The following is a 20,246-nucleotide window of genomic DNA, read 5'->3' as shown; positions in this document are numbered from 1 at the left end:
TTTATATTATATGCAACAGAAATGAAGAAAGAATGATGGCGCAGTGAAACTTTTTTGAATGATAAATGAATAAATTATGAACGTTAAAGCCCCTAAATTTGACAAAATAAGAAAATTTGGGAATGTGACGGGAAAAAGATGCAAATGTGCGTTCATTTGGTAAACTATAGACAAATTATAAAAAAAGTATAAATTTAGGTTTGACAAATGAAGGGAAGGGTGTATAATGAGTATCAATAAAGAACGAGGGCGTTCCTGAAAAAGGGGCGTCCTTTTTGTTATTATAAAAAGGAGGTTCAAGATTATGAAAAAGCTGGAAATCATCATTAAACCGGAAAAGCTGGAAGACTTAAAAACCATTCTGGATGAGTGCAGGGCAAACGGTGTGATGATATCAAACATCATGGGTTACGGCAATCAGAAGGGTTACCGCAGGCTCTACCGGGGAACAGAGTACAATGTCAACCTGCTGCCCAAGGTGCGGGTTGAGACGGTTGTGGAGGATGAAATCAGTGAGAATGTCATTGACCGGGTTGTGAAGGAGATCAACACAGGTAATTATGGCGATGGAAAGATCTTTATTTATGAGGTTCAGGATGCAGTACGTATCCGAACAGGCGAGCGCGGAAATGATGCGCTTTAAATGAAGGGTGTTAAGAGGTATGGCCACAATTAAATATGATAGTGATCGAGGACGATAATTTGCGTAAGGGAGAAATTCCGGATGCGGTTATCGTTTTTTATTTTGAAAGAAGATAAAGCCTTTACCGCTAGTACGCTGAGTCGTATTTAAATTTCATGAGCAACGAGCTAAGTGGGAGTGCTTGTAAGCCCATTTGGAGTCAGCCTTTTACGTTTTAAAATCAGGTAAGCAGATTGAGGAGGAGATTATTATGGAAATTAACACAATGGATACCCTATGGGTCCTGCTGGGAGCAGCCCTGATCTTTTTCATGCAGGCAGGATTTGCCATGGTGGAGACCGGATTTACGCGGGCTAAAAATGCAGGTAATATTATTATGAAAAATTTAATGGATTTTGCACTGGGCTCTGTAGTCTACTGGGTTCTGGGGTTTGGGCTGATGATGGGAGATGGAAATGGATTTATCGGAACCATTGATTTGTTCTGCCGGGGAGATTACTCAAGCAGTATTCCATCCTGGGCGATGGTTGCTTTCAACACCATGTTCTGCGCCACAGCAGCCACGATTGTATCCGGCGCCATGGCAGAGCGGACAAAGTTTTCTTCCTATATTATTTACAGTATTGTGATCAGCGCTTTGATTTATCCCATTGAGGGACATTGGATTTGGGGCGGAGGATGGCTCTCAACACTGAGCATTGGCGTTTCATCAGGTTTTAATGACTATGCAGGATCCACGGCTGTACATATGACCGGGGGTGTGGCGGCTCTGATCGGAGCATGGATGCTAGGGCCTCGTATTGGAAAGTATGATAAAAACGGAAAGCCCAGAGCAATCCCTGGCCACAGCATTACACTGGGCGCTCTTGGATGTTTCATTCTCTGGTTTGGATGGTTTGGATTCAACCCGGCATCCAGTTATGGCCTGTCAACCACAGAAAACGCACTGGATGTAAGCAACGTATTTATGACAACCAACATCGCAGCAGCCGCGGCAACCACAGTGACCATGTTTGTAACGTGGATGCGCTACAAGAAACCGGATGTGTCTATGACGTTGAACGGTTCCCTGGCAGGTCTGGTGGCCATCACCGCGGGATGCAGTGTGGTGGATCCATGGGCCGCAGCCATCATCGGAGCTTTGGCAGGAGCCTTGGTGGTATTTTCCGTAGAGTTCTTTGACAAGATTGCAAAAATTGATGATCCGGTGGGTGCTATTTCTGTACATGGTGTGTGTGGAGCCTTCGGTACCATCATGATAGGTTTCTTTGCCAGAGAGGACGGCTTGTTTACCACAGGACACTGGGAGCGCCTGGCTATTCAGTGCATTGGAGTGGTTTCAGTGGCAGCTTTCGTGGCAATTGCTATGTTTATCGTATTCACCATTATTAAGAAAACCATTGGGCTGCGGGTTTCCGCCGAGGAAGAGATCGGCGGACTGGATCCTGTGGAGCATGGACTGGAGACAGCCTATGCAGGATTCCAGATGAAATCTAACAGCTAATCCATGTGATATAGAGAAAACCCCTGGAATGTGAACTCGTTCCAGGGGTTTTCGCAAGGATACTTATGGTTGAAAAGCCCTATGATTTCTGATATATTGAAAGTATGCGGAAAAGAGAGGGTCAAAATGAACAGGAAAATGAATGTATTAGGAGTGGAGATTGACAATCTGACGGTGGTGGAGGCCATGGAGCGGATGGAAGCGTTTCTGAAGACAGAGTCTTTGAACACCATAGGAATCATCAATGCGGGAGTTCTTCTGGAGGCGGGGAAGGAAACGAGCTACAGAGAGAGAGTAGAGAGCCTGGACATGAGTGTGGTAGGTGACCGGGATGTGCTGCTGGCAGCCGGGATTCAGGATGCAGAGCGCCATATGGAGGCTGAGGACGGTTGGTTTCTCACCACAGTTTTGGAATACTGTGCCCAGAACGAAAAGTCCCTGGCTGTTCTGGGGGAGACAAAAAAGGAAGCGGGGACTTTAAAGGAACACCTTTTGGATAACTTTCCGGGACTTCATCTGGCAGGAGTCTTTTCCATGGAGGATATGACAGGAGATCCGGACAGTCTGATAAACCGGATTAATGGAACAGCGCCGGAGATCATTCTGGCTTCTCTGAGCACTCCGCTGCAGGAGGACTTTGTGGCAGCCAACAAAACAAAACTGAGCGCTAGGGTATGGATCGGAACAGGAAAAACTTTAAAATGCAGGAAATCTCTGGAGTTAAAGCCGGGATTTTGGGACAAACTGATAGAGAAACGTATCTTTAAAAAGAAAATAAGCAAGTATCAACAGGAGAAAGGAGAGGCATGACATGGAATTCAGAAAAGTGAGGCCAGTCTATGTGGATTATCTTCTGATTCTGGCAGGTACAGCCATAATGGCTCTGGCGATCAACTCAGTATATGACCCAAGCAGTCTGGTGACAGGAGGTTTTACCGGTGCAGGGATCATACTAAAAGAGGTGACATCCGGGATTGTAGACGGTGGAATCCCTCTTTGGTTGACGAATATCATGTTAAACGTACCGGTCTTCCTGCTGGGAGCTAAGATTAAGGGAATGAGGTTTTTAAAGAGGACGCTGTTTGCCACAGTCATGCTGTCCGCCTGGCTGTACATTCTTCCGGTAGTGTCTTTGGGCGTGGAGGACTTGATTCTGTCATCTCTTTTCGGAGGGGCAATCTTCGGTGTGGGCATAGGTATGGTTTTTATGGCCAGGGCAACCACAGGGGGAACGGACCTGGTTGCCGCTTTGATCCAGCACTACCTCCGTCACTACTCCATTGTGCAGATTATGCAGATCATTGATGCGGCCATTGTGATTGTGGGGGCTTACACCTTCGGTATCACAACCGCACTCTACTCCATACTGGCCATTGTTGTCACCTCCTATATTTCCGATTACCTGATTGAAGGCGTGAAGTTTGCCAAGGTGGCTTACATTATCACCGGACAGAGGGAGGCGGTGGCGAAAGCCGTGTTGGACGAGCTGGACAGAGGGCTTACCGGATGGGATGCCAGGGGAATGTACTCGGAGGAGCACAAGAATGTGCTGTTCTGCGTGGTATCTAAAAAGGAGATTGTGGCTCTAAAGGAATGTATCGCAGAGATTGATCCCAAGGCTTTTATTGTGGTGAGCGATGCCAGAGAGGTGCTTGGAGAGGGCTTTTTAGAGCGAAAAGCATAAAAAATTCAATTTTTTCTTTCTTTTTTTGTCATTATATATTAAAATATAATTTAGATTATTAAATTTTGGTGTAATGAATATGCGAAGGTGAGGGAATGTCATGATATCAAACCAAATATTACAAACGACAATCGAAGGTTTAAAGGTCATTTCCAGAATTGATCTGTGTGTGATAGATCTGGAAGGAAATGTATTGGCCACAACATTTCCCGATATGGAAGAAGAAATTTCAATAGCTGATTTCGTGGATTCGCCGGCGGACAGCCAGGCAGTGAGAGGTCATCAGTTTTTTAAAGTTTTTGATGAAAACCAGTTGGAATATGTTCTTCTAGCCAAGGGCAGCAGCGATGATGTCTATATGGTGGGAAAGATGGCTGCGTTTCAAATACAGAATCTTTTAATCGCCTATAAAGAGCGGTTTGACAAGGATAATTTTATAAAGAATCTGCTTTTGGACAATCTGCTTCTGGTGGATATTTACAACCGTGCGAAAAAATTACATATTGACACAGAAGTGCGGCGTGTGGTATTTTTACTGGAAACAGACCACGAGAAGGACAATACTTCATTGGAGAACGTCAGGACTCTGTTGGGGAACAAAGCCGGAGACTTTATTACCGCTGTGGATGAGAAGAGCATCATAGTGGTAAAGGAACTAGGGCCTGGAGACGGGTATCCGGAGATGGATCTGGCGGCCAGGAAGATTCTGGAGTGCCTTCCGTCCGACAAGCAGGAGACCGCCCATATCGCCTATGGCACCATCGTGGATGAGATCAAAGAGGTATCCAGATCCTACAAGGAAGCGCGTATGGCTCTGGATGTGGGTAAGATTTTCTTTGGGGAAAGAAATGTGATTGCCTACAGCTCTTTGGGAATCGGCCGTCTGATTTACCAGCTGCCCATTCCGCTCTGCAAGATGTTTATCCGTGAAATTTTTGAGGGGAAATCACCGGATGACTTTGACGAAGAGACACTGACTACCATCAACAAGTTTTTTGAAAACAGCCTGAACGTATCCGAGACATCCAGACAGCTGTACATCCACAGAAATACGCTGGTGTACAGGCTGGATAAGCTTCAGAAGAGTACAGGACTGGATCTGAGGGTCTTTGAAGATGCGATTACCTTTAAGATTGCCCTGATGGTAGTGAAGTATATGAAGTACATGGAGACACTGGATTACTAGTACATCGTAAACAATGTACCAGTGTGTGGGGAGATAATTAATAGGAGGATTGCATGATTGATTTACTAGGAGTGAGTAAATCTTATTCCAAGGGGCATCCGGCCCTGCATGGGATAAATTTACACATTGACAGGGGGGAGTTTGTCTTTCTTGTCGGCAACAGCGGATCTGGGAAGTCCACTTTGATTAAGCTCCTTTTGAAGGAATTTGAACCCACGGAGGGGACCATCAGCTTTAACGGGAAGGATCTGGCGTCTGTAAAGCGCAGGCAGATACCCAAATACCGCAGAGAGCTGGGTGTGGTGTTTCAGGATTTTCGCCTTTTGAAGGATAGAAACGTATTTGAAAATGTAGCGTTCGCGCAGCGTGTGACCGGGGTGTCTGCCAGGGTGATCAAGACGAGGGTGCCGGAGGTGCTCTCCCTTGTAAATTTGGCGGAAAAGTACCGGTCTTTTCCGCATGAGCTTTCCGGAGGAGAGCAGCAGCGTGTGGCAATCGCCAGAGCCCTGGTGAATAGACCGGCCCTGCTGTTGGCTGATGAGCCGACGGGAAACTTAGACCCTAAGACTTCTTTTGAGATTATGAAACTTTTGGAGGAGATCAACCAGCAGGGAACCACGGTGCTGGTGGTAACCCACAACAAAGAGATCGTCAACAGCATGAAAAAGCGTGTGGTGGTTGTAAATCAAGGTGTGATTGTCAGCGACGAGAAGGAAGGTGGGTACCGGAATGAGGCTTAGCTCCATAGGATACACCTTCAGACAGGGTATCAAAAATATTTTCCGCAATAAATGGTTTTCGCTGGCTTCTGTGGCAACCATGACAGCCTGTATCTTTCTGTTTGGATTGTTCTACTCCATTGTGACCAACTTTGAGTATATTGTCAAAGAGGCGGAGGAGGGGGTGGCGGTCACTGTTTTTTTCGATGACGGTATCAGCCAGGAACAGATCGATGCCATTGGCCGTCAGATTCTGGAACGGCCCGAGGTTTCTGATGTCAAGTACGTATCGGCCCAGGAGGCCTGGGAAAACTATAAAGAGAAATATTTCCAGGACAATCCTGAGCTGGCGGAGGGCTTTGAGGAGGACAATCCCCTGGCCCAGTCTTCCAGCTATGAGGTCTATGTGCAGGATATAGAGGATCAGGGCAGTTTAGTGGAGTACATAAGTACTCTGGACGGGGTGCGAAAGGTAAACCAGTCTGAGGCGGCAGCCAATGCACTGACTACTTTCAATGTGCTGGTCGGCTATATCTCCATTGCCATCATCGGCGTGCTTCTGCTGGTTTCCATATTTTTGATCAGCAATACCGTGACTGTGGGTATCACAGTCCGCAAGGAAGAGATTGCGATTATGAAGCTCATTGGAGCAAGGGATGGGTTTGTGAGAGCGCCCTTCCTGATCGAGGGGGTATTGATTGGCCTGATGGGCTCTGTAATTCCATTGGTTCTGCTGTACTTTCTGTACAGACAGGCAGTTGGATATGTGCTGGAGCATTTCTCACTGCTCACCGGGTTTCTGCAGTTTCTTCCGGTAAATCAGGTGTTTGCCGCTTTGGTGCCAATTGCAGTAGCGCTTGGAATGGGGATTGGACTTGTGGGGAGTGTGATCACAGTGAGAAAGCATCTGAAGGTTTAGCTATAGAAGTGTAAGAAATAGAAAGAAAAGGGTGATAAGATGAATAAGGGGAAAATAAAATTAGTTAGTATCTGTATGGCAGCAGCCCTGGCAGCACAGCCTGTGATGGGAGCGGCAGCGGCCAAATCTTCCCAGAGCAAAGAGGCGGCTGAGGCAAAGAAAAATCAGCTGGAGGACAGTCTGAACCAGGTAAACGGCACCATTGATGGCCTCCAAAGTGAGAAAAATGATCTGGAGAGCCATGTGCAGGAACTGGATGGGCAGTTGGGTGAGCTTTCCGCAAAGCTGGAGGAGCTCAACGCAACTCTGGCAGATACTGAAGTGCGGATGAAGGAGACAAAGAAGCTTTTAAAGCAGGCAAAGCAGGAGGAAAGCCAGCAATACGAGGCCATGAAAAAGCGCATTCGTTATATGTATGAGAACGGGAATTATGCCTATGCGGAGATGATCTTCTCATCCGGCAGCATTGCGGAACTCTTAAACAATGCAGAGTATGTGACAAAGATATCAGAGTATGACCGGGATATGCTGGAAAAGTATCAGGGGACAAAGGACAGTATTGCCCAGAAGAATAAGGAACTAAAGCAGCAGTACCAGGAGAGCCAGAACCTTCAGGCGCAGGTCAGCCAGCAGGAGGCGGAGGTCTCGGGCGTCATTCAGGCTAAGAAAGAGCAGATTGACCAGTATAATGACCAGATCAGTGACCAGGAGAGCCTGGCGGCATCCTATGCCTCTGAGATGGAGGCCCAGAACAGCATTTTGGCGGAGATTCAGGCTCAGGAGGCAGCCATGGCAGCGGCAGAGGAGGCAGCCAGACAGGAAGCGGCAGCGGCGGAAGCAGCAGCGGCCGCAGCCCAGGCGGAGGCGGAGCGCAAGGCCCAGGAAGCAGCGGAGGCCCAGGCGGCAGCCCAGGCCAGCCAGGATGCCCAGGCCCAGGCGGATGCTCAGCAAAAGCAGGCGGAAGCGGAGGCGGCCAAACAGGAGGCGGATCGGCAGCAACAGCAGGCGGACAATTCAGCAAATACGTCCAACGGTGCATCCGGCGGTTTCGTGTGGCCTTGTCCAAGCAGCTATACCATCACCAGTGAATTTGGTGGAAGGGAATCGCCCACAGCAGGAGCTTCCTCCAATCACATGGGGATCGATATCGGCGCACCCTCAGGTTCTTCTATCGTGGCAGCGGCATCTGGAACTGTGGTCACTGCCCAGTACAGCACATCAGCAGGAAACTATGTGATCATCAGTCATGGGAATGGAATCAGCACAGTGTATATGCACGCTTCTGCTCTCTATGTGTCCGCCGGACAGACGGTAAGCGCGGGAGAGAGCATAGCAGCTGTAGGGTCTACCGGATACTCCACCGGACCACATCTGCATTTTGGCGTGACTGTGAACGGGGCTTATGTAAATCCTCACAATTATGTGGGTTAGTACATTGTCTACGAAATATACCGTTAGCAAAAGGTTTTGGGAACATAGTCTGGACCCAAAGCCTTTGTTGACGAATAGATAAGTTTAGCGTAACTGTTCAGTGCCTAAACAGGCAGGGGCAGTAGAAAAAGGAGGCAGTCATGGAGCATGACGGGAAGTATCTGAAAGGTTTTTTGAGCGGGGTCTGTGTAATGCTGGTCTGTGTGGGTATCGTGCTCTTCGCAAAGGGGGAAATGCTGAAGAACTCCGGACAGGGCGCTCAGGTGGAAACACAAGCCCGCACAGAGGAACAGGTAAAGGACAATATGCTGGATCTGGATCTGGGCAGAGTGGAGAATAAGCTTCAAAATATTGAAGAGGTGATCAATCAGTATTACCTGGATGAGATCGATGAGGCTGAGGTGGAGAGCTGGATGTATAAGGGTCTGATTGCGGGCCTGGGTGACCGGTATGCCGCCTACTACACCAGGGAGGAGTTGGAGAAGAGCAACGAGTCCAGCAGCGGACAGTATGAAGGGATCGGTGCCGTTCTCACAGAGAATGTAAATACCGGCTTGGTGACGGTTGTGCGCTGCTATGAGGGAACGCCTTCTCAGGAGGCCGGAATGCTTCCGGGAGATGTGATCTACATGCTGAACGACACGGCAGTCACAGGGATGGAACTGAGCGATGTGGTTTCCATGATACGAAATGAGGAGGGGGAGACCATCAAAGTTACCGTTGTGCGTGAGGGGCAGGACGATTACCTGGAGTTTGATGTGGAGCGCAGGGCCATTGAGGTTCCCACTGTAAACTACGAGATGATGGATGGAAAGATCGGCTATATAGAGATAACAGAGTTTGACAGCGTAACCGAAGCCCAGTTTATCAGTGCCCTGGAGAATCTGAACAGTCAGGGAATGGAAAAGCTGGTCATTGACCTGAGAAACAATCTGGGCGGGGTGCTTCAGACCACCTGCAATATGCTGAACCAGCTGCTTCCGGAGGGACTGATTGTCTATACAGAGGATAAGGACGGCAACCGCACAGAGTATCGAAGCGATGGAAAGCATGCGTTTGACAAACCTCTGGCTGTGCTGGTGAACGGAAACAGCGCAAGCGCGTCCGAGATCTTTGCGGGAGCAGTCAAGGATTACGGGATCGGAACATTGGTGGGAACAAACACCTATGGAAAAGGAATTGTCCAGAGGACAGTGAAGCTCAATGACGGAACTGCTGTGAAGATGACTATTGCTAAATACTATACTCCCAAGGGAAATGACATCCACGGAGTTGGGATCAAACCGGACGTGGAGGTGGAGCTGGATGAGGGTCTGAAACAGAAGGTGAGCATTGAGAAGAGTGAAGATAACCAGCTGCAGAAGGCTATTGAAGTGGTAAATGGAAAATAGGAAATAAGCGGGAGAGAAAGGAACAGGAAGAGATGCAGGAGAGAATCATATTCAGGGAAATGCTCAGTGAAATCAAAGCGCTGGCGGACGATCGGGGAAGTCGTCTTAAGGTGGCGGAAGTACAGGACTTCTTTCGCAATGCACATTTAAATGAGGAACAGATGAATCTGGTATACGAGTACCTCATCAGCCAGAAAATCCAGGTGGAGGGATATGTGTCCGGAGATTCCAGAGAAAGCGGCATTAAAGAAAATGTTTGCCAAGCACAGAAGAGCCCTGCGGAGGAAACAAAGGCCGGGGAGACCTGGGAAGGCAGAGACGAATATGTGCAAATGTACCTGCAGGATCTAAAGGCCGTCCTTCCGGCAGATGAGGATGAGGAACTCGGCCTGTTTATAAGGGCTGCTCAGGGCGACAGTCTGGCAAAGGGGCGGATTGTTGAACTGCACCTTCAGACGGTGTACGATGTGGCCCAGACTTATCGGATGGGAGAGCTGCCCCTGGGCGATCTGATTCAGGAGGGAAATGTGGCGCTTATGATGGCTGTGGATCAGCTGAGCGTTATGGAAGATTTAAATGCCTACCGGACCCGAATTTACCGGGCTGTGTCTGAGGCGATGGAGGAGGCTGTGAGTGAACAGCAGGATAGGCATCACATGGCGGAGGAGATTGCGGAGCGAGTAAACCATCTGAACGAGGCGGTTAAGAACCTGGAAAGGGATTTGGAGCACAAGGTTTCCCTGGAGGAACTCTCTGCTTACCTGGAGATGCCTGTGGAGGAAATCAAGGATATTCTGCGCATGTCTGGAGATGAGATTGAGGTGCAGGGACAGAAAAGTTAGAAGGAACAGTGATACCGTAAAGGACTGCCCATCCGGCATTTTGATGCCGGTTGGATAGTCCTTTTGTATACGAACCCACTTTTGAGTGCCTGATTTACAGAATGGTCTGCAGTGTTTATAATGGGAGAAAGAGTAAAAGAAAGGACGGTGAGGTACAGTGACAGGATCAGAATGTTTACAGATATTGCGCGATATCAAGGATGTGGCCTTTGCCACAGTGGATGAAGAGGGAAAGCCTCAGGTGCGTATCATTGACATCATGCTTGTGGAGGAGAACAGAGTGTACTTCTGCACAGCAAGAGGAAAGGACTTTTACAGGCAGCTTATCCGCACACAGGAGGTGGCCGTTACAGGGATGAATTCTGCGTATCAGATGGTCAGGCTCTGGGGAAGGGCCAGGAGGGTAATGGAACAAAAGTATTGGATTGACCGTATCTTTGAGGAGAACCCATCCATGAAAGAGGTTTATCCAAAGGACAGCAGATCTATTCTGGAGGCATTTTATATTGAAAGCGGTACCCTGGAATTCTTTGATCTGGGTAAAATGCCTGTTTTCCGGGAATCCTATGTGTTGGGACAGGCGCCTGAGCAGAGGAAGGGATTTCAGATCAGCTCCGGCTGTATTGGATGCGGGACATGCCAACAGGTCTGCCCTCAGCAGTGTATAAAGGAAGGAATGCCTTACCGAATAAACGAGGTGCACTGTCTGCACTGCGGACTGTGTTATGAGAACTGCCCTGTGGGTGCGGTGGAAAGGATGGGTGAATAGTATGCAGGATATATGGCAGATGTTTTGGGAGAGGAAGGGGTTCTTTTTGGGACTGCTGCTGGAACATCTGGAGATATCTGTTATCGCGATCCTGATCGCCATAGTGTTTGGAGGCATTGTGGGCATTCTGATCAGTGAGTACCAGAGCACAGCGAAGCTCACACTTGGAGTCATCAATTTTCTCTACACCATACCTTCCATCTCCATGTTGGGCTTTTTGATCCCCTTTTCCGGAGTCGGAAACGCCACCGCAGTGATTGCGCTGACGGTTTACGCCCTTCTCCCTATGGTACGTAATACGTATACGGGTATCACAAACGTGGACCCCGGGATATTGGAGGCTGCCAGGGGGATGGGCAGCACGAGAGTACAGATTCTGTACAAGATAAAACTGCCCCTGGCATTGCCGGTCATTATGTCGGGTATCCGAAACATGGTGACCATGACCATAGCCCTGGCCGGTATCGCCTCCTTTATCGGGGCGGGAGGCCTCGGCGTTGCAATCTACCGGGGTATCACTACCAACAATACGTCAATGACCATGGTGGGAAGTCTTCTGATTGCCCTGCTGGCCCTTGTTGTAGACTTTGTTTTGGGAGTCCTTGAGAAGAGCATGAGCCGTATGGGGACCAGGGGCAGAAGGACGAGACGCATCTGGGCTTTCGGGGCTGTGGCAGGGTGTATTGTCCTGGGAGCAGTGGGCATCGCCGGCACCGGAGGGAAGGATACCATTCACGTTGCGACCAAACCCATGACTGAACAATATATTCTGGGAGAGATGCTGGATATACTCATTGAGCAGGACACGGATCTGAAGGTAGAGCTGACCCAGGGAGTGGGGGGCGGCACCTCCAACATTCAGCCTGCCATGGAGAAGGGAGAATTCGACCTATATCCTGAATATACAGGGACAGGGTGGAATATGGTCCTGAAAAAAGAGGGACTGTATACAGAGGACTTGTTTGAGGACATGCAGGGGGAGTACACAGAAGACCTGGGAATGCAGTGGGTCGGTATGTACGGGTTTAACAATACCTATGGACTGGCAGTCCGCAATGAGGTGGCCGAGCAGTACGGATTGGAGACTTACTCGGATTTAAAAGAGGCTGCACCTATGCTCGTATTCGGCGCGGAATACGATTTCTTTGAGCGGGAGGACGGATATGATGCTCTGTGCAAGGCTTATGATCTGCATTTTAAGAATACCATGGACCTGGACATTGGCTTGAAGTACCAGGCGGTCAACCAGGGGAAAATAGATGTAATGGTCATTTTCACAACAGACGGGCAGCTGAGCGTTTCCGATGTAAAGGTTTTAAGGGATGATCAGAATTTTTATCCCTCGTATCTCTGCGGGAATGTGATACGCAGTGATGTCCTTTTGGAGCATCCGGAGCTTGGGGATGTTTTTGCCAAGCTGGAGGGCAGATTTACGGACGAGGAGATGGCAAAGATGAATTACCAGGTGGAAACAGAGGGCAAAGAACCTAGAACCGTTGCGGAGGATTTTCTGAGAACCTGCGGACTGGTCAGATAGGGGGGAGATATATGAAGACAGCAATTGAATTTCGGAATATCAAGAAAAGTTATGGAGAGAAGACTGTGCTTGAGGATTTTAGCCTGTCGGTCCAGGCCGGAGAGTTTGTAACCATGATCGGCTCCTCGGGCTGCGGAAAGACAACGGTCTTAAAGATGGTAAACGGTCTGGTCACGCCCACAGCGGGCGAGGTGTATGTGAACGGGGAAAACATAGGCGATAAGGATATGATCCAGTTGAGGAGAAGCATTGGATACGCCATACAGGGAAGTGTGCTTTTCCCCCACATGACAGTGGAAAAAAATATTTCCTATGTGCCCAATCTGCTAAACAGGAATGACAGGAAGAAGACGAAGCAAGCGGTGAAAAAGTGGATGGAGATAGTAGGCCTGGAGAGGGAATTGAGGAGCCGTTATCCCTCGGAGTTGTCCGGAGGACAGCAGCAGAGGGTGGGAATTGCCAGGGCGCTGGCCGCATCTCCCGAGATTTTGCTGATGGACGAGCCCTTTGGAGCAGTGGATGAGATCACCAGGGAACAACTGCAGACAGAGCTTGGAAGGATCTATGAGCAGACAGGGATTACCATTTTGTTTGTAACCCACGATATTTCCGAGGCCTTGAAGCTGGGGAGCATGGTCCTTGTGATGGACCAGGGGAAGATTCTGCAGTATGACAAGCCGGAGGCAATTCTGGAAAGCCCTAGGACGGAGTTTGTACAGAGACTGGTGAAGAACGCAACCGTCACAATGTAATTCCATGTGCATGCTTATGTCGTAACAGTTTAGATGGGGGGCGTTTCAGATTGAGGGGGACGCTTCCTCCGGCGCAGGGCTATGCTTCGTGGACGCGTGCAGCGTTCCGATGAACTATCTGCTAACTACAACTAAGAGACTCAGGAGAACCTTCGTCTCTAAGTTTCCGTAACCAGAGGATTTCATCTCCACTAAAAACGCACGCCAATTGTCCACGAAGCATAGCCCTGCGCCGGAGGAAGCTGTTTCTTTTTACCGGAAGATTGTACTTCTCAGGCTAGCTCTAAACAAGCTCTAGGGAATTTCTATGTTCCAGAATAAAGTCACCCGGGCATTGGCAACTCTCTAAGCAAACATTTTACGTGGGTTTTTAGCGGCGGAATCCACCGTTTCACGCAAAAGTGCATTCCCTTTCCTGGTCTTACCTGACGTTGTCTTTTTCGCGCTCTTGTTATCACCAGGGCATGACCCGGCCCATGAAGAAATATGCCCGTCAGTAGGAAAATGGCTTATGTCGGTCCCGATGACCGCAATGGTGGCCTGGGTGCTGTTGGTTCCCATACCAATCACATCCTGAATCGCCTTGGATGCCCGTTTTTCTTTCGGCATTATAAAATCGTCAATTGCATGATCCAACTCTTTCACGTGGACGTTGAGCTCGCCAAGGTGCCGCAGCACTTTCTCCATCATCCAGCGCTGGAGAGAGCTCATAACACCGTTCAGGTCGTCTACGATCTGTTCCTTGGTGGCTTTGAGGTTATGAGCAACAATGAGTTTTTTGTGTACATCAACAACCACAACAATTGTCGTAAATTTTATCCATTATGATACCTCCCAGATAGATTTACGGCACAGTACCCTGTCTGTTATTAATTTACTGTACGTCCTTCAGCCAAATGCGGCTGGACAGGTGGTGGTGCAAATGAGAGTACCCTAAACCAGTTTAGAAGACGGGCTGCAGGCCCAAAGTCAACTCGATCTTTGCCGTTGATTAGAAGCAGCTTCCTCCGGCGCAGGGCTATGCTTTGGGGACAATTGGCGTGCGTTTTTAATGAAGATGGAATCCTCTGCTTACGGAAACTTAGACGCGAAGGCTTTCCTGAGCGTCCTAAGGTGTTGCGCTATTAGAAAAGAGTGTGATATACTGTTCCTGTTATAAACAGAATGATAAGGGAGAGGATCAGACAATGGATAAAATCAAAATAGGAATTGTTGGTTACGGGAATATCGGTCGCGGGGTTGAGCTTGCCATAGAGCGAAATGAAGACATGCAGCTAAAGGCAGTTTTTACCCGCCGTGCTCCGGAGACGGTCAAGATTGCCACAGAGGGTGTTCCTGTGGTATCTATGGATGATATGCTGACTATGAAAGATGAGATTGATGTTATGATTCTGTGCGGGGGTTCTGCCACGGATCTGCCGGTGCTGGGACCTGAGGTTGCCAGAAGTTTTAACACCATTGACAGCTTTGATACCCATGCAAAAATTCCGGAGTATTTTGCAAATGTGGACGCTGCGGCAAAAGAGGGCAGCCATATTGGAATTATCTCTGTCGGCTGGGACCCGGGGATGTTCTCTCTGAACAGAATATATGGGGAATCCATCCTGGTGCAGGGGGATACCTATACGTTCTGGGGAAAGGGCGTAAGCCAGGGCCATTCCGATGCCATCCGGCGCGTGGATGGCGTGAAGAATGCGATCCAGTATACCGTTCCCATAGATCGGGCAGTGGAGGAGGTCAGAAGCGGAAGCGGGCCCCAATTGTCCACACGGGAAAAGCATCTGAGGGAGTGCTATGTGGTAGCCAAGGAGGGCGCAGACCAGAAAAAAATCGAAGAGACCATTCAGAATATGCCTAACTATTTTGCAGACTACGATACAACAGTACACTTTATTTCAGAGGAAGAGTTAAAAGAGAAGCACAGCAGTATGCCCCACGGAGGATTTGTGATCCGCAGCGGGGAGACTGGCAGAGACGGAAATAAGAATGTGATAGAGTATTCCCTGAAGCTGGATTCCAATCCGGAGTTTACATCCAGCGTTCTGGTATGCTACGCCAGGGCTGCATACCGTCTGGCCAAACGGGGAGAGTCCGGCGCCAGGACCGTGTTTGATATTGCGCCTGCCCTGCTATCCATGAAGACGGCAGAGGAGCTGCGGGCAGAACTGCTGTAAGGAAAAACATAGAGGAGCTTTTGTACCATGGCTGGGGAGTCCCGCTGCGGGCAGAAGCTCCTTAAATTTGTTTGTGAATGGTGATCAGGGCGGCCGCATAGTAGAGGCTGTACAGTATAACGAAAAAGACTATGGAAAAGCCTGCGGTTTGAACCATCCACAGATTGTTTGGGAAGAGTGGAAAGCCGGAGACTTGCATCGCATTTGCAGCGTTTTGGATTATGCAGACGCTTATGGCCATTGCAGGAAGAGCCGGCAGAACAAACAGAATCAAAAGCTGGCGTATTTCCAGGCATTTGATCTGTTTACTGCTCATTCCAAGCTGGCTCAATAGTCTGTTCTGCCGCTGCTTCTTGTCACTGTCTCCCAGCACCTGTGTTGCGAGGATTGCTGTCCCGGTTATCTCCAGAATAAAGGCCAGATAAAATAAGCAGAGCAAAAACGAATACAGGGTGTAGAATTCCTTCTGGGTAGCCCATTTTCCGGTAATATAGGCCGTATCGGGCTTAATGATAGAGGTTGCAAAGTCCTTTGCATAAGCAGTACCGGAAACCAGGAGCTCCCTGTTCAGTATGGCCAGATTTTCACTGTGCTCAAGCAGACTGCTAATTTTTGATTCGCTTAATGGAGTCTCTGTCATCACGGCAAACAGGCTGTACAATACACGCAGATGCGCAGCTGCGCGGTCCGGAACGATGAGAATATAATTAAAGCCATTGCCATACGCATCGTGCTGCCCAAAGGGTTCGGTAAAGGTATCTCCATAAACGTATACCTCTCCTCCAAGCTTCAGAGAGTCGTTTTCCTCCAAATAACTTTCAAATGTTGTTTTTAGTGCCGGGATACAGTGAAGATAATAGGCATTTCTATCAAGCTTAACAGAATCATATCCAAGCATTTTGCGGAGATAGAGATAATCACTCTGCATCATGTAGGTGTCGGTCTGATATTCCGCATAGATGGATGCACCGTCATGGCCAGATTCCAGTGAAGCCAGGTCGCGGATGTCTTTAAAAGTTTTATCAGTGCCCGTGAGAATCCGGTACTGGTAACTGGAACGCACCGGGGTTTCCCGGCTTATGCTGTCTCTGAATGTGGAGAGATTTTCTGAACCGTCCTTCTGCAGAATGAGAAGGTCAAAGACATTCAAGTCAATGCTTTGGCTGGCAACTTTTCCTGCGGCGATTCCGGTACCAAAAAATATCATGGAGAGCATAAAGATAATGGATAGAACTCCCATGACCACACTCATGGACCGGATCTTTGCATGGAATCCCCGAAATTCCAAAAGCCGGTTTTGCTTATATTTCCAAAGATTCTTACTTTCAAACCAGGCCGTGAGAATGGAGGGGACGCTGATAAAGAATCCAAACAGGAAAAGGACAAGAAGGGTCAATCCGGCCAGCATATTGTATGCGTATTGGAAAGGCTTTAATATTAGAGTAAGAAATCCTCCCGCGCCTGCAGACAGGGACAGCAGAAACAGGGAAAAGATGAGTACTTTGTTTGTTACAGCACCGCCTTCCTTTTGCTTGTCAAAGTACAGCATATCATATAAGCCCGCTTTACGAATCCATCTGCCGTTTCTGAGAAGTGCAAAAAGAAAAATTCCCAGGAAGTAAACAGCCGTCAGACCCAGCGCAGGCAGGGATATCCGGAATGCCAGATGAAAGGTTTCTCTGAAAACGTGAAGCAGAGCGGCTTCCAGCAGCTGGGCAAGGAGTAAGCCAAATAGGATTCCGATTCCCAGGGCAATCCCGCCGATTATGCTGTTTTCACAGAAAAAAATTCGGCGGATTTTTTTATTTGGAAGGCCCGATACCATATAGATACTTAACTCTTTGCTGCGCTTTCTGAGCATATAACTCATCATATAGCTGACGATCCACCCTAAAATGAAAATGATCAGCAGAGAGGTAGCGATAATTAAATAGGGTAGTATTTCCAATTCAGAGATGTCTTTTACACTATCTGAAAATACCAGTGAGTTAAAGGCATACAGGAAGGAGGCCGAGCAAATCAGTGTAATCAGATATAGCAGATAGTCCTTTGACTGCCGCTTTGCATTTCGCCATGATAGCTTAATCAGCATTGTCTGTCACCTCCCAACAAGGATAACACATCCAGAATTTCATGGTAAAAAGAGCTTCTACTCTTTTCGCCTTTCAGGATTTCATTGAAAATGCTGCCGTCCTGCAGGAATAGGATGCGGTCCGCGTAGCTGGCGCAGAAGGCGTCATGGGTAACCATCAGGATCGTTGCGCCTGATCCCTCGTTCATCCTTGCCATAACTTCCAGGAGAGTAAAAGCGGACTTGGAATCCAGGGAACCCGTAGGCTCGTCCGCAATGATTAATTTGGGTCTGCACACGACAGCTCTTGCGAATGCGCATCTCTGCCTCTGGCCTCCGGATACCTGATAAGGAAATTTTTTGAGCGCGTCGGAAATCTGCAGTTTTCCCGCAATTTCCGTAATCCGCTTCTCAATCTCATCTGGAGCGAGTTCATTGATCGTCAGGGGGAGCGCAATGTTTTCTTCCAGGGTCAGCGTATCCAGAAGATTGAAGTCCTGAAACACAAACCCCAGGTTTTTGCGCCGAAAGTCAGCCATTTCCTCCTCTTTCATGTCTGTTATGTCCATACCGTCCAAAAAAATATGGCCGGAGCTTGCGCTGTCGATGGTTGAAATGCAATTGAGCAGCGTAGTCTTTCCCGAGCCGGAAGCCCCCATGATACTGATGTACTCGCCTTTCTGCACATGAAAGCTGACCTGGTTAAGCGCCTTGGTGACAATCCCCTGACTGCCGTAGTATTTATCCACGTGGTCTACCTGAAGTAAAAGTTTCTCTCTGCTGTTCATGAAGCTGTCCCTCCATTAAATAAGATTTACATAGGATTTAACAAAATGTTATCCTATATGGCTCCGGTTTTGTATAGAAGTCCTTTCCTTTTATCTAACAGATTTGTAAGATAACGTCATGAACGTTACTGTGCCAGTATGTTCATAAGTTACATATGGGCTACGTTGAGATGATCGCTCTTGGGAAAGCAAAGCATGACGGTTGTGGACTCACCAGGTACGGATTCGGCATCAATGTCCATGCCCAGCTTATCGCACAGCTGTCTGCACAGATACAGGCCAATTCCTGTGGAGCTCTGGATGCTTCTTCCGTTACTCCCTACAAAACCCTTATCAAAAATTCGGCTGATTTCGCTCTGGCGGATTCCAACGCCATTGTCTTTGACGGACAAGGAGACAAAACGGCCTTTATCCTCTGATGTGATTTCTATGACAGGGGAGCGGCTGCTGCGGTACTTTACGCTGTTGCTTATTATTTGGATGAGCATAAATTCTATCCACTTATCGTCTGAGCAGACCACATGGGAAATCTTTTCCGTGCTTATGCAAACACCGCTTTGAATCAGAAACTGCTTATTCTGGGCTAAAACGTTCCTGACACAATCCTTCAGAGAGATTTCACGGATCAGATAATCCTTTTCCGCGCTTCCCAGACGGGCATAAAAAAGTATCTTCTCCACATCGGATTCTATGAGCTCGGTTTGTGTCATGATTTTTCTTATCTCATCCGTCTTGTTATTCTCACATATGAGCTTGATACCTGTAATTGGCACTTTGATTTCGTGTATCCATTGCTCCAGATATTCCCGATACTCTGTATTGAGCCGATTAGAGTGAGCCACCTCGTCCGTCATGGACTTCAGAGCTGTTTTCATGAGGCGAAAATAAAGCTGTTCCAAAAAAGAGTCCGGTTTTTTGGCTACCTCTGCAAGTAAATACTTTGGATTCAAGGATTCAGATAGTGACAGCAGGTAGGTAATCCGTTTCCGGCAGCGAAGGTAATCTAAGAGCAGGAATGTGCTCACAAAGATTACATAGAAGATCCACAATAAAACCAGTTCCGATATCCCCAGTCCAAACAGTACCAGCAGGATTGAGAAGAAGAACGCCCCAAAAAGGCAGATCAACAGAAGCCTCTTTTTTTCATTAATGTAGTCTGTGATGTTCATATTTTATATCCCATGCCCCTTTTCGTCTGGATCAACTGATCAATTCCCAATTGCTGTAATTTCTCACGTATTCTCATAATATGGACACTTAAGGTATTGTCATCAATATGAATTTCCTGGTCCCACAGATACTCAATCAAATCCATTCTCGAAACAATTACACCGGGATGCTTAAATAGATAACACATGATTTTCAGTTCTGTTTTGGTCAGCTCAAGTTCTTTCCCATCATAGGCGATGGTTCCTGCGATGGGATGGATCTGAATGTTTTTATATTCAAGAGATTCGGGAGACTGGGGGGCGCTTCTCTTAAGAAGCAGGCTGATTCTGGCAAGCAGGATGGGGATGTTATAGGGCTTGGCAATATAGTCGTCCCCTCCAAGCGTCAGTGCCTGCAGTTCATCCATAGCCGTACTGCGCCCGGAAATGAATAGTATAGGTGTGGACGTAAAACTGCGGATGGAGGAACAAAGGCGGAAGCCATCCTGGCCTGGAAGATTGATATCCAGCAGAATCAAATCCGGGCTGACGGACTTGATTTGCTGCAGCGTATCATGATAGTTCACAATGCACGCAACACAATAGCCGGCATTTGATAAAAGGGTCTTCAGCTCCTCGCGGATGAACGTGTCGTCTTCTATTATCAATATCTTTTTCAATCTAGAAC

18 protein-coding genes and 1 pseudogene are annotated in these 20,246 nt (G+C 48.1%); 14 read left to right on the top strand and 5 right to left on the bottom strand.

Annotated features, from left to right (window positions below):
* Positions 1–304 precede the first annotated feature (304 nt).
* The 13 genes and pseudogenes from AC0THY_RS19310 to AC0THY_RS19250 all read left to right on the top strand — a co-directional run bounded on the left by AC0THY_RS19310 (position 305) and on the right by AC0THY_RS19250 (position 13,377).
* Positions 305–643, top strand: coding sequence for a P-II family nitrogen regulator (locus tag AC0THY_RS19310; protein WP_489992210.1), 339 nt, complete (start codon positions 305–307; stop codon positions 641–643).
* A gap of 250 nt (positions 644–893) precedes the next feature.
* A pseudogene (locus AC0THY_RS19305) lies at positions 894–2,126 on the top strand (ammonium transporter); the annotation flags it as partial.
* 147 nt (positions 2,127–2,273) lie between these two features.
* Entirely contained in the window at positions 2,274–2,957 is a 684-nt protein-coding gene (locus AC0THY_RS19300) for a WecB/TagA/CpsF family glycosyltransferase (RefSeq protein WP_489992209.1), read from the top strand.
* Between the two features lies 1 nt (position 2,958).
* Entirely contained in the window at positions 2,959–3,831 is an 873-nt protein-coding gene (locus AC0THY_RS19295) for a YitT family protein (protein WP_489992208.1), read from the top strand.
* Between the two features lie 100 nt (positions 3,832–3,931).
* Positions 3,932–5,017: a PucR family transcriptional regulator gene (locus tag AC0THY_RS19290; protein ID WP_489992207.1), complete on the top strand. Its 1,086-nt coding sequence runs from the start codon at positions 3,932–3,934 to the stop codon at positions 5,015–5,017.
* Between the two features lie 53 nt (positions 5,018–5,070).
* Positions 5,071–5,757 (top strand): cell division ATP-binding protein FtsE, encoded by a 687-nt coding sequence (gene ftsE, locus AC0THY_RS19285; protein WP_489992206.1) that lies wholly within the window; start codon positions 5,071–5,073, stop codon positions 5,755–5,757.
* Positions 5,747–6,655, top strand: coding sequence for a permease-like cell division protein FtsX (ftsX, locus tag AC0THY_RS19280; RefSeq protein ID WP_489992205.1), 909 nt, complete (start codon positions 5,747–5,749; stop codon positions 6,653–6,655). The genes ftsE and ftsX overlap by 11 nt, the downstream gene beginning before the upstream one ends.
* A 39-nt stretch (positions 6,656–6,694) precedes the next feature.
* Positions 6,695–8,086, top strand: coding sequence for a murein hydrolase activator EnvC family protein (locus AC0THY_RS19275; RefSeq protein WP_489992204.1), 1,392 nt, complete (start codon positions 6,695–6,697; stop codon positions 8,084–8,086).
* Positions 8,087–8,226: 140 nt separating this feature from the next.
* Positions 8,227–9,477: a S41 family peptidase gene (locus AC0THY_RS19270; RefSeq protein WP_489992203.1), complete on the top strand. Its 1,251-nt coding sequence runs from the start codon at positions 8,227–8,229 to the stop codon at positions 9,475–9,477.
* Positions 9,478–9,509: 32 nt separating this feature from the next.
* On the top strand, positions 9,510–10,319 hold the full coding sequence (locus AC0THY_RS19265) for a sigma-70 family RNA polymerase sigma factor (RefSeq protein ID WP_489992202.1): 810 nt from the start codon (positions 9,510–9,512) through the stop codon (positions 10,317–10,319).
* A 157-nt stretch (positions 10,320–10,476) separates the two neighbouring features.
* Entirely contained in the window at positions 10,477–11,088 is a 612-nt protein-coding gene (locus AC0THY_RS19260) for a pyridoxamine 5'-phosphate oxidase family protein (RefSeq protein WP_489992201.1), read from the top strand.
* A gap of 1 nt (position 11,089) precedes the next feature.
* Positions 11,090–12,625, top strand: a complete 1,536-nt coding sequence (locus AC0THY_RS19255; RefSeq protein ID WP_489992200.1) for an ABC transporter permease/substrate-binding protein — start codon at positions 11,090–11,092, stop codon at positions 12,623–12,625.
* 11 nt (positions 12,626–12,636) lie between these two features.
* Positions 12,637–13,377 (top strand): ATP-binding cassette domain-containing protein, encoded by a 741-nt coding sequence (locus AC0THY_RS19250; RefSeq protein ID WP_489992199.1) that lies wholly within the window; start codon positions 12,637–12,639, stop codon positions 13,375–13,377.
* Positions 13,378–13,722: 345 nt separating this feature from the next.
* Here AC0THY_RS19250 and AC0THY_RS19245 read toward each other — a convergent pair whose 3' ends face one another.
* Complete coding sequence (locus AC0THY_RS19245; RefSeq protein ID WP_489992198.1) at positions 13,723–14,175, bottom strand: transposase; 453 nt, start codon at positions 14,173–14,175, stop codon at positions 13,723–13,725.
* A 389-nt stretch (positions 14,176–14,564) separates the two neighbouring features.
* Between AC0THY_RS19245 and AC0THY_RS19240 the strand changes: the two genes are divergently transcribed.
* Positions 14,565–15,551, top strand: coding sequence for a diaminopimelate dehydrogenase (locus AC0THY_RS19240; RefSeq protein ID WP_489992197.1), 987 nt, complete (start codon positions 14,565–14,567; stop codon positions 15,549–15,551).
* A 61-nt stretch (positions 15,552–15,612) separates the two neighbouring features.
* Here the strand turns inward: AC0THY_RS19240 and AC0THY_RS19235 are convergent, their stop codons facing one another.
* The 4 genes from AC0THY_RS19235 to AC0THY_RS19220 all read right to left on the bottom strand — a co-directional run bounded on the left by AC0THY_RS19235 (position 15,613) and on the right by AC0THY_RS19220 (position 20,238).
* Positions 15,613–17,643 carry an FtsX-like permease family protein gene (locus AC0THY_RS19235; RefSeq protein WP_489992196.1) on the bottom strand — a complete coding sequence of 677 codons (2,031 nt, stop codon included), beginning with the start codon at positions 17,641–17,643 and terminating at the stop codon, positions 15,613–15,615.
* Positions 17,637–18,410, bottom strand: a complete 774-nt coding sequence (locus tag AC0THY_RS19230; protein ID WP_489992195.1) for an ABC transporter ATP-binding protein — start codon at positions 18,408–18,410, stop codon at positions 17,637–17,639. The genes AC0THY_RS19235 and AC0THY_RS19230 overlap by 7 nt, the downstream gene beginning before the upstream one ends.
* A gap of 149 nt (positions 18,411–18,559) precedes the next feature.
* Positions 18,560–19,579 (bottom strand): sensor histidine kinase, encoded by a 1,020-nt coding sequence (locus tag AC0THY_RS19225; RefSeq protein ID WP_489992194.1) that lies wholly within the window; start codon positions 19,577–19,579, stop codon positions 18,560–18,562.
* The gene (locus AC0THY_RS19220; protein ID WP_489992193.1) at positions 19,576–20,238 is read right to left on the bottom strand and encodes a response regulator transcription factor; all 663 of its coding nucleotides are present in this window, start codon (positions 20,236–20,238) and stop codon (positions 19,576–19,578) included. The genes AC0THY_RS19225 and AC0THY_RS19220 overlap by 4 nt, the downstream gene beginning before the upstream one ends.
* Between the last annotated feature and the right edge of the window lie 8 nt (positions 20,239–20,246).

This window comes from Ruminococcus sp. 8Y-12 (genome assembly GCF_058119865.1).
This window is presented reverse-complemented; position numbering and strand designations above follow the sequence as displayed.